Annotated in this window: 13 protein-coding genes; 7 read left to right on the forward strand and 6 right to left on the reverse strand. The window is 70.9% G+C overall.

From position 1 onward, the window contains the following. Positions 1 to 113 precede the first annotated feature (113 nt). From araD to OHA64_RS11340, 4 genes are all read right to left on the reverse strand, one after another. The gene (gene araD, locus OHA64_RS11325) at positions 114 to 1,853 is read right to left on the reverse strand and encodes an L-arabinonate dehydratase (protein WP_405611750.1); all 1,740 of its coding nucleotides are present in this window, start codon (positions 1,851 to 1,853) and stop codon (positions 114 to 116) included. Then, the gene (locus tag OHA64_RS11330) at positions 1,850 to 2,758 is read right to left on the reverse strand and encodes a dihydrodipicolinate synthase family protein (protein WP_405611752.1); all 909 of its coding nucleotides are present in this window, start codon (positions 2,756 to 2,758) and stop codon (positions 1,850 to 1,852) included. Before OHA64_RS11330 ends, araD begins: the two co-directional genes overlap by 4 nt. After that, entirely contained in the window at positions 2,755 to 3,429 is a 675-nt protein-coding gene (locus tag OHA64_RS11335) for a GntR family transcriptional regulator (protein WP_405611754.1), read from the reverse strand. Before OHA64_RS11335 ends, OHA64_RS11330 begins: the two co-directional genes overlap by 4 nt. A gap of 265 nt (positions 3,430 to 3,694) precedes the next feature. Continuing rightward, complete coding sequence (locus OHA64_RS11340; protein ID WP_405611756.1) at positions 3,695 to 4,291, reverse strand: TIGR03086 family metal-binding protein; 597 nt, start codon at positions 4,289 to 4,291, stop codon at positions 3,695 to 3,697. A gap of 249 nt (positions 4,292 to 4,540) precedes the next feature. Here OHA64_RS11340 and OHA64_RS11345 point away from each other — a divergent pair, with 249 nt between their 5' ends. Further along, positions 4,541 to 5,803, forward strand: a complete 1,263-nt coding sequence (locus OHA64_RS11345) for an MFS transporter (protein ID WP_405611758.1) — start codon at positions 4,541 to 4,543, stop codon at positions 5,801 to 5,803. Here OHA64_RS11345 and OHA64_RS11350 read toward each other — a convergent pair. Together OHA64_RS11350 and OHA64_RS11355 are read right to left on the reverse strand one after the other, a co-directional pair. Beyond that, positions 5,740 to 6,903, reverse strand: a complete 1,164-nt coding sequence (locus OHA64_RS11350) for a hypothetical protein (protein ID WP_405611760.1) — start codon at positions 6,901 to 6,903, stop codon at positions 5,740 to 5,742. The two genes, OHA64_RS11345 and OHA64_RS11350, sit on opposite strands and share 64 nt — an antisense overlap. A 322-nt stretch (positions 6,904 to 7,225) precedes the next feature. After that, positions 7,226 to 8,167, reverse strand: a complete 942-nt coding sequence (locus tag OHA64_RS11355) for a 5-dehydro-4-deoxyglucarate dehydratase (RefSeq protein WP_405611761.1) — start codon at positions 8,165 to 8,167, stop codon at positions 7,226 to 7,228. Positions 8,168 to 8,393: 226 nt separating this feature from the next. Here OHA64_RS11355 and OHA64_RS11360 point away from each other — a divergent pair, with 226 nt between their 5' ends. The 6 genes from OHA64_RS11360 to OHA64_RS11385 all read left to right on the forward strand — a co-directional run bounded on the left by OHA64_RS11360 (position 8,394) and on the right by OHA64_RS11385 (position 14,526). Then, positions 8,394 to 9,203, forward strand: coding sequence for an NAD-dependent epimerase/dehydratase family protein (locus OHA64_RS11360; protein WP_405611763.1), 810 nt, complete (start codon positions 8,394 to 8,396; stop codon positions 9,201 to 9,203). 315 nt (positions 9,204 to 9,518) lie between these two features. Next, positions 9,519 to 10,289, forward strand: coding sequence for a DeoR/GlpR family DNA-binding transcription regulator (locus OHA64_RS11365; RefSeq protein WP_405611765.1), 771 nt, complete (start codon positions 9,519 to 9,521; stop codon positions 10,287 to 10,289). Between the two features lie 94 nt (positions 10,290 to 10,383). Then, a complete protein-coding gene (locus tag OHA64_RS11370) occupies positions 10,384 to 11,757 on the forward strand; it encodes an ABC transporter substrate-binding protein (protein WP_405611767.1) in 1,374 nt (457 codons plus the stop codon). After that, the gene (locus OHA64_RS11375; RefSeq protein ID WP_405611769.1) at positions 11,754 to 12,692 is read left to right on the forward strand and encodes a carbohydrate ABC transporter permease; all 939 of its coding nucleotides are present in this window, start codon (positions 11,754 to 11,756) and stop codon (positions 12,690 to 12,692) included. The genes OHA64_RS11370 and OHA64_RS11375 overlap by 4 nt, the downstream gene beginning before the upstream one ends. After that, positions 12,689 to 13,540, forward strand: coding sequence for a carbohydrate ABC transporter permease (locus OHA64_RS11380; protein ID WP_405611771.1), 852 nt, complete (start codon positions 12,689 to 12,691; stop codon positions 13,538 to 13,540). The genes OHA64_RS11375 and OHA64_RS11380 overlap by 4 nt, the downstream gene beginning before the upstream one ends. Next, positions 13,537 to 14,526: a zinc-dependent alcohol dehydrogenase family protein gene (locus OHA64_RS11385; protein ID WP_405611773.1), complete on the forward strand. Its 990-nt coding sequence runs from the start codon at positions 13,537 to 13,539 to the stop codon at positions 14,524 to 14,526. The genes OHA64_RS11380 and OHA64_RS11385 overlap by 4 nt, the downstream gene beginning before the upstream one ends. Positions 14,527 to 14,606 lie beyond the last annotated feature (80 nt).

A 14,606-nucleotide genomic window follows, 5' to 3' on the forward strand; every position in this document is an offset into this window, starting at 1 on the left:
TGCGGCGTGCGAGAGGCCGGCCGTCCTGGTGGGGGTCGGCCGTGAGGTGGTGCGGTGGTGACTCCTGGTGCTGTGCCGTGTCTTTGGTGCCGGCTGTGCTGTGGTGCGGTCGTTCAGCCCGCGTACGGGTCCTGCACCTTGCCCGGGCGGGCCAGGAACTCGAAGTCGCAGCCGGTGTCGGCCTGCGTGATCTGCTCGTTGTAGAGCGCGCCGTAGCCGCGTTCGTACCGGACGGGCGGCGGCGTCCAGTCCGCCCGCCGACGGGCCAACTCCTCGTCGGCGACGTGGAGATGGAGGCTGCGTGCCTCGACGTCCAGGGTGATCGGGTCCCCGGTGCGGACCAGCGCGAGCGGTCCGCCGATGTACGACTCGGGGGCCACGTGCAGCACACAGGCGCCGTAACTCGTGCCGCTCATGCGGGCGTCGGAGATGCGGACCATGTCCCGCACGCCCTGCTTGAGCAGGTGGTCCGGGATCGGCAGCATCCCGTACTCGGGCATCCCGGGGCCGCCCTTGGGTCCGGCGTTGCGCAGCACCAGCACGCTGTCCGCGGTGATGCCCAACTCCGGGTCGTTGATGGTGCGTTGCATGGTCCGGTAGTCGTCGAAGACGACCGCGGGCCCGGTGTGCGCGAGCAGGTGCGGCTCGGCGGAGATGTGCTTGATGACGGCGCCGTCCGGGCACAGGTTGCCGCGCAGCACGGCGACCCCGCCCTCGCTCGCGACCGGGTTGTCCCGGGGCCGGATGACGTCGTCGTTGTGCACCTGCGCGCCGGTGATCTGCTCGCGCATGGTGTCGTACGAGACGGTCGGCCGCTCCAGGTGGAGCAGGTCCGGGATCCGGGACAGGAACCCCGGCAGCCCGCCGGCGAAGTGGAAGTCCTCCATGAGGTACGTCTGTCCGCCGGGCCGTACGTTGGCGAGCACCGGCACCGTGCGGGCGATGCGGTCGAAGTCGTCGAGGGTGAGCTTCACTCCGGCCCGGCCCGCCATGGCGATCAGGTGGATCACGGCGTTGGTGGAGCCGCCGAGGCCGAGGACGGTCGTCACCGCGTCCTCGAACGCGTCACGGGTGAGGATGTCGGAGAGTTTGCGGTCCTGGTGGACCAGGTCGACGATCCTGAGGCCCGCCGCGGCTGCCATCCGGTCGTGCCCGGAGTCGACGGCCGGGATGCTGGAGGCCCCCGGGACCGTGACGCCGAGGGCTTCCGCGGCGGCCGTCAGCGTGGACGCCGTACCCATCGTCATGCAGTGGCCGGGTGAGCGGGCGAGGCCGCTCTCCAGCTCGGTCATCTCGCAGTCGCCGATGAGGCCGGCCCGCTTGTCGTCCCAGTACTTCCACATGTCGGTGCCGGAGCCGAGGACCTCGTTGCGCCAGTGCCCCGGCAGCATGGGCCCGGCGGGCACGAAGACGGCGGGCAGGTCGGCCGTCGCGGCGCCCATCAGCAGGGCCGGCGTGGACTTGTCGCAGCCGCCCATCAGCACGGCGCCGTCGACCGGGTAGGAGCGCAGCAGCTCCTCGGTCTCCATCGCGAGCATGTTGCGGTAGAGCATGGGGGTCGGCTTCTGGAAGGTCTCGGAGAGGGTGGAGACCGGGAACTCCAGCGGGAAGCCGCCCGCCTGCCACACGCCCCGCTTCACGGCCTGCGCACGGTCGCGCAGGTGGACGTGGCAGGGGTTGATGTCTGACCAGGTGTTGAGGATCGCGATGACCGGCTTGCCCAGGTGCTCCTCGGGGAGGTAGCCGAGCTGGCGGGTGCGGGCGCGGTGGCTGAAGGAACGCAGGCCGTCGGTGCCGTACCACTGGTGGCTTCGCAGTTCCTCGGGGCTCTTCTTGTTCCGCGGCTGGTTCATATGGACCACCCGGAGGCGATGGCGGCGACCTCGGCACGTTCGCCCTCGGGCAGCTGCCGGCTCGGCGGGCGGACGTCGCGGCGGCACAGGCCCAGGGAGGCGAGGGCCTCCTTGACGACGGTGACGTTGTTGGCGGAGCCGTTGGCCGCGCGGAGTTCCTCGAAGCGGCGAATCTGCTCCCAGACCTTCATCGCGGCCGGATAGTCACCGGCTCGAAGCGCTTCGATCATGTCCAGCGAAACGGACGGGGCGACGTTCACGAGGCCCGAGGTGAAGCCGGTGGCGCCCGCGGAGAAGTACGAGGGGGCGTAGGGCTCGGCGAGACCCGCGACCCACACGAAGCGGTCGAGGCCGGCGTCCCGGGCGAACGCCGCGAAGGCGGCCGCGTCCGGGACGGCGTACTTCACACCGATCACGTTGGGGCAGGCGTCGGCGAGTTCGGCGAGGCGGGCACCGCGCAGCTGGGTGTTGCGGATGTACGGGACGACGCCCAGCTCGGGCACCGCCTCGGCGATCGCGCGGTGGTAGTCGACCCAGCCGCTCTGCGAGACGTACGGGTGGACCGGCTGGTGGACCATGACCATCTGGGCGCCGAGCTCCCGGGCGTGCCGGGCGGAGGCGACGGCGGTCGGCACGTCGTGCCCGACCCCGACAAGGATCACGGCACGGTCGCCGGCCTCGTCGACGGTCCACTCGGTGACCAGCTGCCGCTCCTGCGGGGTGAGGGCGTAGAACTCCCCGGTGTTGCCGTTGGGGGTGAGGGTCCTGACCCCGCCGTCGAGCAGACGGCGCAGCAGGGCCCGGTGGTTGTCCTGGTCGAGGCTTCCGTCCTCGGCGAACGGGGTCACCGGGATCGCCACCACGTCGGCCAGAGCCGTCCGCTGGGTCTCGAACGAGATCGTCATGCCTGACCACCCTCTCCCTGGACCTCGGACTCGGACTCCGCTTGCGGAAAAGCCCGTTGCACGAACGACCCGATGTGCGCGTGCAGCGCGAGTGCCGCGCCGTCGGCGTCACCGGCGAGGGCGAGCCGCAGGATCTCCCGGTGCTCGCCGGCCTCCCGGTCCCAGGACGGCGACGCCGCCCAGGCCACGGCGGAGACCAGGGCCGCCTGGTCGCGGACCTCGTCGAGCATCCGGCCCAGCAGCGGGTTGCCGCACGGCAGGTACAGGGCGCGGTGGAACTCCCGGTTGGCGAGGGAGCGTTCGGCGGTGTCCGTGGCCTCGTCGGCCCGGGTCAGCGCGTCACGTGCGGCGTCGAGGGAGGCCCCGCGCCGCACCGCCCGCTTCAGCGCCTCGGGTTCCAGGAGGAGCCGCACGTCGTAGACCTCGCGCGCCATGTCCGCGTCCACCATGCGCACCGTGACGCCCTTGTACTGGTTCATCACCACGAGCCCGGTGCCGGCCAGCGTCTTGAGCGCCTCGCGCACCGGGGTCTTGGAGACCCCGAACTGCGCGGCTAGTTCGGTCTCGACGAGGGCCTGACCGGGCGTCAACTGCCCGGTGAGGATGCGGTGTTTGATCCCTTCCAGCACGTACTGCGTGCGGGAGGGGATCGGCGTGGGCACAGAGGTCATGCGCGCCTCTCGGATATCGCGTATCGGATCTCACGTATCGCGTCTCATATATGACGTACGAAGTACGACGGGGTTGAAGGTAGGGAGGGGGTGTGTGTTTCGTCAATGCTTCTGACAAAGGAAGGTGGGGTTTCGGCAAAGACCCGTCGGCCGGTCGGGCTGCTTCACCTGTTCGCTTACGCAATGCAGACCTGATGACGCCCTGAACCCGGAAGGGTTCAGGGCGTCTGGATCAGCGTGCCGACGCGATGTGGCAAAGCACAGGTCACCGCCTCGGCGACCACCGCGGATCCCGCCCGCTCAGCCCCACCGCCCGGTCGAGGAGCGGGGCGTCCGCGGGGACGGGGACGACCGGACCGAAGATGCCGCCTCCGTCGTCGCCCTCCTCTGCGGCGGCGCGGAGGAAGTCGTGCGACACCTGGAGCACGGTGGGGTCGGGGGCGTAGGACTGCCCTGTCGCGCGGGCCAGGTCCCAGCCGTGGATGGCCAGTTCGTCGGCCGCGACGGCGGCGGCGACCGCGCCGGGCAGGTCGACGCCGCCCGCGCGGGTCATGCCGGTCCAGGCTGCCGGGTCGCGCCAGGCGTCGGCGAGTTCTTCGAGGGCCTTCGTGAGTTCCTCGCGCCAGCCGGGTCCGATGTCGGGCACGGCGGTGTTCGGCGGGGTCTCGGTCGTGGCCCCCAGGTCCTTGCGCGCCGCGTCACGGAAGGCGACGGCCAGACCGGTCAGGTGCCCCAGCAGGTTGCGCACCGCGAGGTCCGGGCACGGCGTCGGGTCCGCGAGCTGCTCGTCGGTCACGCCCTCCGCGAGGCGGGCGACGATCCGGGCCTGCGGTTCGAGGTCGAAGGTCGTCGGGTCGGTCATGTGCTGCTCCTCAGGGAACCAGGATGCGGGATGCGAGCTGTCCTCGGAGGGTGGACCGGCCCCACGCCCCGAACTCATCGCCGCACCACGCCCCGAACTCATCGCCGCACCGCGACCCGGCTCGCTGCGTCCGCACGAACTCGCCGGCGTCCGGCCGACAGCCCCTCAGCGGAATCCGTCCGGTCCCCCGCACTTCTAGGGCACCTGCCCGATCCGTACGCCCCCTCCTTAGCCGCACGATGACCAGGCATGACGACGAAACGTACAAGGGCAAGGGCACGGGCACGGACCTGGCCGGTGGTGCGCGTCCTGCGCGACCGCGAGGCGGGGCTGTACCTCGCCGGAGTCGTGGTCTCCGGCTTCGGCACGTCGGCGCTGTGGCTGGCGTCCGGCGTATGGGTCAAGGAACTCACCGGGTCGGACGGACTTGCCGCGCTGTGCCTGCTCGCCCTGTGGGCACCGACCCTCGCTGGCCCGCTCCTCGGCACGCTCGCCGACCGGTTCCGCCGCAAGCCGCTGCTGATCGGCGTGAACCTGTCGCTGGGCGCCCTCCTGCTCACCCTCCTCACCGTCGGCTCGGCGCGGGACCTCTGGCTGCTGTACGCGGTCCTGTTCGTGTACGGCGCCGCCGGCGTCGTCCATGACGCCGCGGAGTCCGCCCTGGTCGCCGCCGCCGTGGGCCCGTCGCTGCTCGGCGACTTCAACGGACTGCGGATGACGGCGAGCGAGGGCGTGAAGCTGGTGGCCCCGCTGGCCGGAGCCGGCCTCTGCGCGGCCTACGGCGGTCCGAGCGTCGCCCTGCTGGACGCGGTCACCTTCGTCCTCGCCGCGGGCCTGTACGCCGCTCTGCGCGTCCACGAGGAGAAGCCCGAGCGGCCCGCGAACGGCTGGCGCGAGCGGACCGCCGAGGGGGCCCGGCATCTGCGGAGGTGCCCCCGGCTGCGGTCGCTGGTCCTGGCGGGCGGCGCGACCATGATGTGCGCGGGCGTCAACGGGGCGTTGATCTACGCCGTCGTCGAGGGCCTCGGGCACTCCCCCGCGTACGCCGGTGTGCTGTACGCCGTGCAGGGCGCCGGCTCGGTCGTGGTCGGCCTGGCGTCGGGCCCCGGGCTACGGCGACTCGGGACGCACCGGTTCGCGGCCTGCGGTATCGCCGTCACGGCCGTCGCGGTGGCGCTGCGGGCCGTTCCGTCGGACCCCCTGGCCCTGGTGTGCAGCGCGGCGATCGGCGCGGGCCTGCCCTGCGTGCTGATCGCCGCGCTCACGGCCGTGCAACGCGAGACGCCGGGTCCGCTGCTGGGCAGGGCGGTCGCCACGGCCAACACCCTGATGTTCGCGCCGAACGTGCTCGGGCTGGCCGTGGGCGCCGCCCTGGTCGCACCGGTCGGCCACCGGACCCTGTTGGCCGTCCTCGGCGCGCTGTGGCTGCTGACCGTGGTGCCGCTGCTTCACAGCCCGGCGAGCGCCTCCCGGGCCGTCTCCAGGTCGCCGTCCGACGCCAACCCGGCGTGATACAGCCGCAGTTCCGTGGCTCCCAGCTCCCGGGCCCGCACCGCGTCCGCAGCGAGCGTGCCGGGGCTGCCGCCCATCCCGGAGACCAGCCCGAAGTTGGCGGCGACCACGGTGTCGGCCCGCCGGTGCTCCGCGAACGGCGTCAGCGGGGCGGTGCCGCCCGCGCACGGTACGACCACGCCGTCCGCGACGGACAGGATGTGCGCGGGATCGACGCCCGGGTTGGCGCCGACGTGGTAGGTCACGGGGTCGGCGTGCAGAAGCACCTGGAACCCCTCGGGAGCGGCGGCCCGGACGGCGGCGACGGCCGTCTCCTGGAGCGTGCGGGCGATGTCGTCGCGCCACGCGCGCGTGGCGGCCGCGTTCGTCTCCCCGAGCAGCTTCTCGACCCCCGCCCAGCCTTCGTCGTCGGGCGCGCCCCGCCACACCGGCGCCAGCGCCTCGCGTACGGCGGCCGCCAGTTCGTCGGCGTCCAGGCCCTGAAGGCCGTAGCCCCCCCGGCAGGTCGGGCAGAAGCAGAGCGCCATCAGGTACTGGCCCGCGTCCCCGAGGCCGATCCCGGCGGTCTTGTCGTGGGCGTGCAGGTGCTGGAGCCCGTACCAGCCGAGGGACTCGAGTTCGGTGCCGGCCGCTCCGGGGCGTACGGCGGCCTCGGCGGCCAGGTCGACCAGGTATGCGCGGGTGGCGGGCTGCGCGATGCAGGGGGCCCACGGGTAGCGGTCGCCGTAGGCGTTGACGACCGAGGTGTCCGGGTGCTCGGCGCCCAGACGGGAGTTGTGCGCGAGGACGACCCAGGTGTGCACCTCCAGACCGGCGTCCGCGAGCGCGCCCGCCGCCTCGCCGAACGCGTCTCCGGGGGCCCAGTCGCCGGCGGCGTACGGGCGCAGCTCCCGCCCCGCCCACCGGTCGTCCGTGGGGTACAGCACGGCCGCGTGTTCGGCGGTGACGATGCGGTGGCGCGGGTGGCGGGGGGTGAGCGCGCGCGTGGAGTGGTAGGCGGCGGCCAGGGTCACCTGCCGCACTCCGAGCGCGGCGATGCGTTCCGCGGCTTCCGGGTCCCCGTTGACATCCCAGGGGTAGACGAACGTCGACGCCTTCACCGGGTTCCTCCGAGGATGCCTCGGCCTCGGCCTTCAGGCCCGGGAGGAATCGGACTCCTGCGGAGCAGGGCAGGAAGCGGGACTTCGCCCATAGGGCGAAAAACCGTCCACCTGCTCGGGTAAACTGCATGCCGTGCGTTGCGAGAACCAAGCGCGTACACCGTGTTGATCGAGAGCCAAGACAGCACATGCACCTCCAAGCTTTGTCGTACAAACCGGGCTGGTTTCAACCCGGCTGGTGTTGATCGTGGAAGGACCTGTCGGGTCGCTGACCCGCAGGCTGCGTGAGCCAGGAATCCCCCTGCTTCAGCTGGGGGAGGATTCAATTGCCCTCGTCCAGCAGGGCGTATCCCCGCTCGACGATCTGGGCGAGCTGTTTCACATGATCCTCGCTCGGCTCGTGCAGCGGGGGCCGCACCTCTCCCACGTCGAGTCCGCGCATCCGTACGCCGGCCTTGACGAGGGCGACGGCATAGCCGCGGCCCTGGGCGCGCAGGTCGACGAAGGGCCGGTAGAAGCCGTCGAGGAGACGGTGGGCGGTGGCGTCGTCGCCGGTCTTGTGGGCCTCGTAGAAGGCGAGGGCGATCTCCGGGGCGAAGCAGAAGACGGCGGAGGAGTAGAGCGTGATGCCGATGCCGCGGTAGGCGAGCTGGGTCTGTTCGGCGGTCGGCAGCCCGTTGAAGTAGAGGAAGTCGCCCGGAACCTCGGTGCGCACGGCGCTGATGATCCGCTGCATCAGGTCGAGGTCGCCGAGGCCGTCCTTGAAGCCGATGATCCCGTCGGTGCGTGCCAGCTCCACGACGGACTCCGGGGTGAAGACGGCGTTGTCGCGCTGGTAGACGATCACCGGCAGCGGGGTCGCCGCGGCGACCTCCCGGTAGTGCCGCAGCAGCCCCTCCTGGCCGGCGACGACCAGGTAGGGCGGCATGGCGAGCAGCCCGTCCGCGCCGGCCGCCTCGGCGAGCCGCGCGTACCGCACGGCGAGCGCGGTGCCGTATCCGGCGCCCGCGACGACCGGCACCCGGCCCGCCGCCTCCGCCACCGCCGCGCGCACGCACGCCTCGAACTCCTCGGGCGTGAGCGCGTGGAACTCCCCGGTGCCGCAGCACGCGAAGACGGCGGCGGCGCCGGCCTCGATCCCGCGGCGCACATGGGCGCGGTAGGCGTCCAGGTCCACCGAGCCGTCGGGGCCGTAGGCGGTGACGGGGAAGAACAGCGGCCCGCTGGGAATGCCGAGTCGAGTGGCGAGGGGGGCTGACGTCACGGGCTCTCCCTAGAACGAGCGCTCACGTTTATGATTTGCATCCATATCTATGAACGACGCCAGCCTAGGGATTCCCGTTGGGGCCGGTCAAGCGCCCAAACACGCATCACAGAGCGGATCCGCCGGGTTCGCGCCACACTTGACGGAGGACACCCACGATCCATAGCGTGTCCACGCATGTGAATGGGATCCATGCATGCGGCCGTCGACTCAAGGAGACCCGAGGATGCCAGCTCCCCGCACCGTTCTGCTCACCGGCGCCGCCGGCGGGCTCGGCACCCTGATGCGGAATCTGCTCCCGGCCTTCGACTACGAGCTGCGCCTGCTCGACGTGCGCCCGATCGAGGGCGACCCGGACGCCATCACCGCGGACCTCGCCGACAAGGACGCCGTGCGGGAGGCCGTGCGGGGTGTCGACGCGATCATCCACCTCGCGGGCATCTCCCTGGAAGCCCCCTTCGAGAAGATCCTCTCGGCGAACATCGCGGGCACGTACAACCTGTACGAGGCCGCCCGCGAGGAGGGCGTGAAGCGCATCGTCTTCGCCTCCTCCAACCACGCGGTCGGTTTCACCCCGCGCCCCCAGGGCGACGACCCCCTCATCCCGATCGACACCCCGCGCCGCCCGGACACCTTCTACGGCCTGTCCAAGTCGTTCGGCGAGGACCTCGCCCAGTTCTACTGGGACAAGCACGGCATCGAGACCGTCTCCGTCCGCATCGGCTCCTGCTTCCCCGAGCCGACCAGCGTGCGCATGCTGTCGGTGTGGATGAGCCCGGCCGACGGCGCCCGCCTCTTCCACGCGGCCCTGACCGCCGAGAACGTCGGGCATACCGTCGTCTACGGCTCCTCCGCCAACACCCGCCTGTGGTGGGACCTGAGCACCGCGCGGGCCCTCGGCTACGAGCCGAAGGACGACTCCGAGCCGTACGCCGAGAAGCTGATCGCCGAGCAGGGCGACTTGGACCCTGACAACGTGGGCCACGCCTACCTGGGCGGCCACTTCGTCAGCGACCCGCCGATCTGGCCGTACTGACCCGGCGACCGCACGGACCGACGCGGCGCACCGACCCGCCGCACCGACGCGGCGCAAAACCATCGTTCGCGGCGGCAGGCGGGCACCGAACGGGCCCGCCCGCCGCCGCATTCGGGCATCCGCGCTGCCCGATCGCGCGCCTCCGCTCCCTGCCCCGCAGGTCCGAGACGGTCACGCCGTCCCGTGAACGGGCACACACGGGCAGCATCGAGCCCGCAACAGGCCTGGTCACTGCCGCGCACCCGCTGTAGAACTTTCCCCCATGGGCCCCACCGGGCCCGAACGGGCAGGCAGGCACGGAAGCGGGTGACGGGTATGGACACGAGGACGGCGGAAGAACGCCAGCGGGAGATCGTCCGGGTCGCCCGCGCCACCGGTTCGGTCGACGTCTCCGCGCTCGCCGACGACCTGGGCGTGGCCAAGGAGACCGTACGGCGGGATCTGCGCGCCCTGGAGGACCACGGCCTGGTCCGCCGCACCCACGGCGGGGCCTATCCGGTGGAGAGCGCCGGCTTCGAGACGACGCTCGCCTTCCGCGCCACCAGCCACGTACCCGAGAAGCGCCGGATCGCGGCCGCCGCGGCCGAGCTGCTCGGGGACGCCGAGACGGTCTTCGTCGACGAGGGCTTCACCCCACAGCTCATCGCCGAGGCACTGCCCAGGGACCGGCCGCTGACCGTGGTCACCGCGTCCCTGCCGGTCGCGGGCGCGCTCGCCGAGACCGAGAACACCTCCGTCCTGCTGCTGGGCGGCCGGGTCCGCTCCGGCACCCTCGCCACGGTCGACCACTGGACGACGAAGATGCTGGCCGGCTTCGTCGTCGACCTCGCCTACATCGGCGCCAACGGCATCTCCCGCGAACACGGACTGACCACCCCCGACCCGGCGGTCAGCGAGGTCAAGACACAGGCCGTCCGGGCCGCGCGCCGCACCGTGTTCGCGGGCGTCCACACCAAGTTCGGAGCGGTCAGCTTCTGCCGGTTCGCCGACATCGGCAGCCTGGAGACGATCGTGACGAGCACCCTCCTCCCCACGGCCGAGGCCCACCGCTACTCACTGCTGGGACCCCAGGTCATCCGCGTCTGAACAACCGACTCACCCCTTCGCAGGGCACCCTGACGCCCCGCGACGCCCTTTATCTCCTCATATGCCTTTCTCCCCATACGTCCAGGAGCGATCCATGCGAACCCAGAGCCGACGACGGCCCCCGCGAGCCACGCTCGCCATGGCCGCCGCAGGGACGCTGCTCGCCCCGCTGCTCTCCGGCTGCTGGGTCGGAGCGGGCGGGTCCGGGTCGGGCGGCAACTCCATCAACGTCCTGATGGTCAACAACCCCCAGATGACCGAGCTGCAGAAGCTCACCGCCGCCCACTTCACCAAAGAGACCGGCATCAAGGTCAACTTCACCGTCCTGCCCGAGAACGACGTCCGCGACAAGATCAGCCAGGACTTCGCCAACCAGGCCGGCCAGTACGACGTCGCCACCCTCTCCAACTACGAGATACCGATCTACGCCCGCAACGGCTGGCTGCACGAGATGAACTCCTACGTCGCCAAGGACCCGGCGTACGACGAACAGGACGTCCTCAAGCCGATGCGCCAGTCACTGACCGGCGACGACCACAAACTCTACGGCCAGCCCTTCTACGGCGAGTCGTCCTTCCTGATGTACCGCAAGGACGTCCTGGCCCAGAAGGGCCTGACGATGCCCGCGCACCCGACCTGGACCCAGGTGGCCGACCTGGCCGCCAAGGTCGACGGGGCCCGGCCCGGCATGAAGGGCATCTGCCTGCGCGGCCTGCCGGGCTGGGGCGAGGTCATGGCACCCCTGACCACGGTCGTGAACACCTTCGGCGGCACCTGGTTCGACAAGGACTGGAAGGCACGGCTCGACTCCCCCGAGTTCGAGAAGGCGGTGAAGTTCTATGTCGACCTGGTCCGAGAGCACGGCGAGTCCGGCGCCGCCCAGTCCGGCTTCGCCGAGTGCCTCAACAATCTGACCCAGGGCAAGGTCGCCATGTGGTACGACGCCACCTCCGCGGCCGGATCCCTGGAGGCGGCGAACTCCCCGGTCAAGGGCAAGCTCGGCTACGCACCCGCCCCCGTCGAGAAGACCGAGTCCGCCGGCTGGCTCTACACCTGGGCCTGGGGCATCCAGGACGCCTCCCGCAACCCCGACAAGGCCTGGAAGTTCATCTCCTGGGCGTCGAGCAAGCAGTACGAGCAACTGGTCGGCGACCAGATCGGCTGGGCCAACGTCCCGGCCGGCAAGCGCGCGTCGACGTACACGAATCCGGCCTACGCCAAGGAGGCCGCCGCCTTCCAGGAGATGACCAAGAAGGCCATCGAGGGCGCCAAGCCCAACGACCCCGGCGTGCAGCCGCGTCCCGCGCCCGGCATCCAGTTCGTCGGCATCCCCGAGTTCACCGATCTCGGCACCAAGGTCTCCCAGCAGATCAGCGCGGCCATCGCCGGACGCCAGTCCGTCGCATCGGCCCTGAAGAAGTCCCAGCAGCTCGCCGAGCGGATCTCCGAGGAGTACGAGGGACGATGACCGCGACCGCAACGGCTCCGACAGCCACCACTCCCGTACCCACCGTGCGGCAGCCCTCCGCCCGCCTGCGTGCCTGGGCCACCCGCGCCCCGCTGCTCCCCGCCCTGATCTTCATGATCGTGGTCACCCAACTCCCGTTCGTGGCCACGCTGGTGATCTCCTTCTTCGACTGGAACGCCCTCTATCCCAAGGCCCGCCACTTCACCGGCCTCGACAACTACCAACAGGTGCTGACCGACGCCGACCTGCGCCAGTCCGTGTGGACGACGGTCCTGTTGACGGTCGCGGTGGTCCTCGCCAGCCTGATCCTGGGACTGGCCCTGGCACTGCTCCTTGACCGGAAGTTCCGCGGCCGGGGCGTGGTCCGCACGCTCCTCATCGCCCCCTTCCTGGTGGTCCCGGTGGCGGCGGCCCTGCTCTGGAAGCATGTGCTGTACAACCCTGAATACGGCCTGCTCAATGGGTTGTTGCACTATGTGGGCGGTCCACAGCCGGACTGGATCTCCAACACCCCGCTGCTCGCGGTCGAGGCCTCCCTCGTCTGGCAGTGGACCCCGTTCATGATGCTGATCCTGCTGGCCGGCCTGCAGAGCCGCGACCAGCAGCAGATGGAGGCGGCGAGGGTCGACGGCGCGAGCAACTGGCAGATCTTCCGTTATCTGACGCTCCCGCACCTGCGCCGCTACCTCGAACTCGGGGCGCTCCTGGGCTCGATCTACATCGTCCAGAACTTCGACGCGGTCTTCACGATCACGTCCGGCGGCCTGGGCACCGCCAACCTCCCCTACACCGTCTACCAGAGCTTCTACCAGGCCCACGAGAACGGCCTCGCCTCGGCCGCCGGCGTCCTGGTGGTCATCGGATCGATCATCATCGCGACCTTCGCCCTGCGCGTGGTGTCGTCCCTGTTCCGCGAGGAGGTGGGTCGGGCATGAGCGGCATCGCCGTACGACCGCGCAGTGGCCGTCGTAAAGGATCGGGCCTCGGCCTGGTGGCCTGGCTGCTGGGGATCGTCTTCTTCCTCCCCATCGCCTGGATGGCCCTGACGTCCTTCCACTCGGAGCAGGACGCGGCAACCAATCCGCCCTCCTTCGGGGCCGCCCTCACCCTGGACGGCTACCGCGAGTTCTTCGGCACCGGCGGCGGCGCGAGCCCCTGGCCGGCGCTGGTCAACTCGACGGTGGCCTCGCTGGCGTCGACGCTGTTCGTGCTCCTCCTGGCCTTCCCGGCGGCGTACGCGCTGTCGATCCGGCCGGTGAAGAAGTGGACGGACGTCCTGTTCTTCTTCCTGTCGACGAAGATGCTCCCGGCCGTGGCGGGCCTGCTGCCGATCTACCTGTTCGCGAAGAACACCGGCATGCTCGACAACATCTGGCTGCTGGTCATCCTCTACACCTCGATGAACCTGCCGATAGCGGTGTGGATGATGCAGTCCTTCCTCGCCGAGGTCCCGGTCGCGGTGATCGAGGCGGCGAAGGTCGACGGGGCGCCCCTGCCGACGATCCTGGCGCGCGTGGTGGCCCCCATCGCCCTCCCGGGAATCGCCGCGACAGCGCTCATCTGCTTCATCTTCAGCTGGAACGAACTGCTCTTCGCCCGCGTGCTGACGGGTGTGGTGGCCGAGACCGCCCCCGTCTTCCTGACCGGCTTCATCACCAGCCAGGGCCTGTTCCTGGCGAAGGTGTGCGCCGCGTCGCTCGTGATCTCCCTGCCGGTGCTCGCCGCGGGGTTCGCCGCCCAGGACAAGCTGGTCCAGGGCCTGTCGTTGGGAGCCGTGAAATGAAGGCCGCCGTCATCGAGTCCGTGGGCCGTGCCGTCGTCACCGAGGTCCCGGACCCGACGCCGGGACCCCGCGAGGTCGTCGTCGAGGTCGCCGCCTGCGGCCTGTGCGGCACCGACCTGCACATCCTCCAGGGCGAGTTCGCACCGAAGCTGCCGATCGTGCCCGGGCACGAGTTCGCGGGCGAGGTGGTCGGGGTGGGTACCCAGGTCACGGAGGTCGCGGTCGGCGACCGGGTCGCGGTGGATCCCTCGCTGTACTGCTACGAGTGCCGGTACTGCCGTACGGGCCACAACAACCTCTGCGAGAGGTGGGCCGCGATCGGCGTCACCACGGCCGGGGGCGCGGCGCAGTTCGCGGTGGCCCCGGTGGCCAACTGCGTGAAGCTGCCCGAGCACGTGCGCACCCAGGACGCGGCACTGGTCGAACCGCTCTCCTGCGCCGTCCGCGGCTACGACGTCCTCCAGTCCCGCCTCGGCGCCCACGTCCTGATCTACGGCTCCGGGACGATGGGCCTGATGATGCTGGAGCTCGCCAAGCGGACGGGGGCGGCGAGCGTGGACATGGTGGACATCAACGAGCAGCGCCTGGCCACGGCCCAGCGGCTCGGGGTGTCGTCCTCGGCGACCGGCGCCGACGAACTCGACCGGCCGCAGGGCTGGGACCTCGTGGTCGACGCGACCGGCAACGCGGCGGCGATCCAGGACGGCCTGGGCCGCGTGGCCAAGGCGGGCACCTTCCTCCAGTTCGGCGTCGCCGACTACGCGACGCGGGTGACGATCGACCCGTACCGCATCTACAACCAGGAGATCACCATCACCGGCTCGATGGCGGTCCTGCACAGCTTCGAGCGGGCGGCGGAACTGTTCGCGAACGGTGTCCTGGACCCGGAGGTCTTCATCAGCGACCGCATCCCGCTGGACCGCTACCCGGAGGCACTGGACCAGTTCAAGGCGGGGGTGGGGCGGAAGATCGTGGTGGTGCCGTAAGCGGACTCCAACGGGGCGGATCGGGGCGGCGGGGGCGAAATCCACTGGAGGCCGCCGCCGCCGAACCCATACCCTCCCGG

The organism is Streptomyces sp. NBC_00076 (genome assembly GCF_045041235.1).
In the GTDB taxonomy this organism is placed as follows: Bacteria; Actinomycetota; Actinomycetes; order Streptomycetales; family Streptomycetaceae; genus Streptomyces.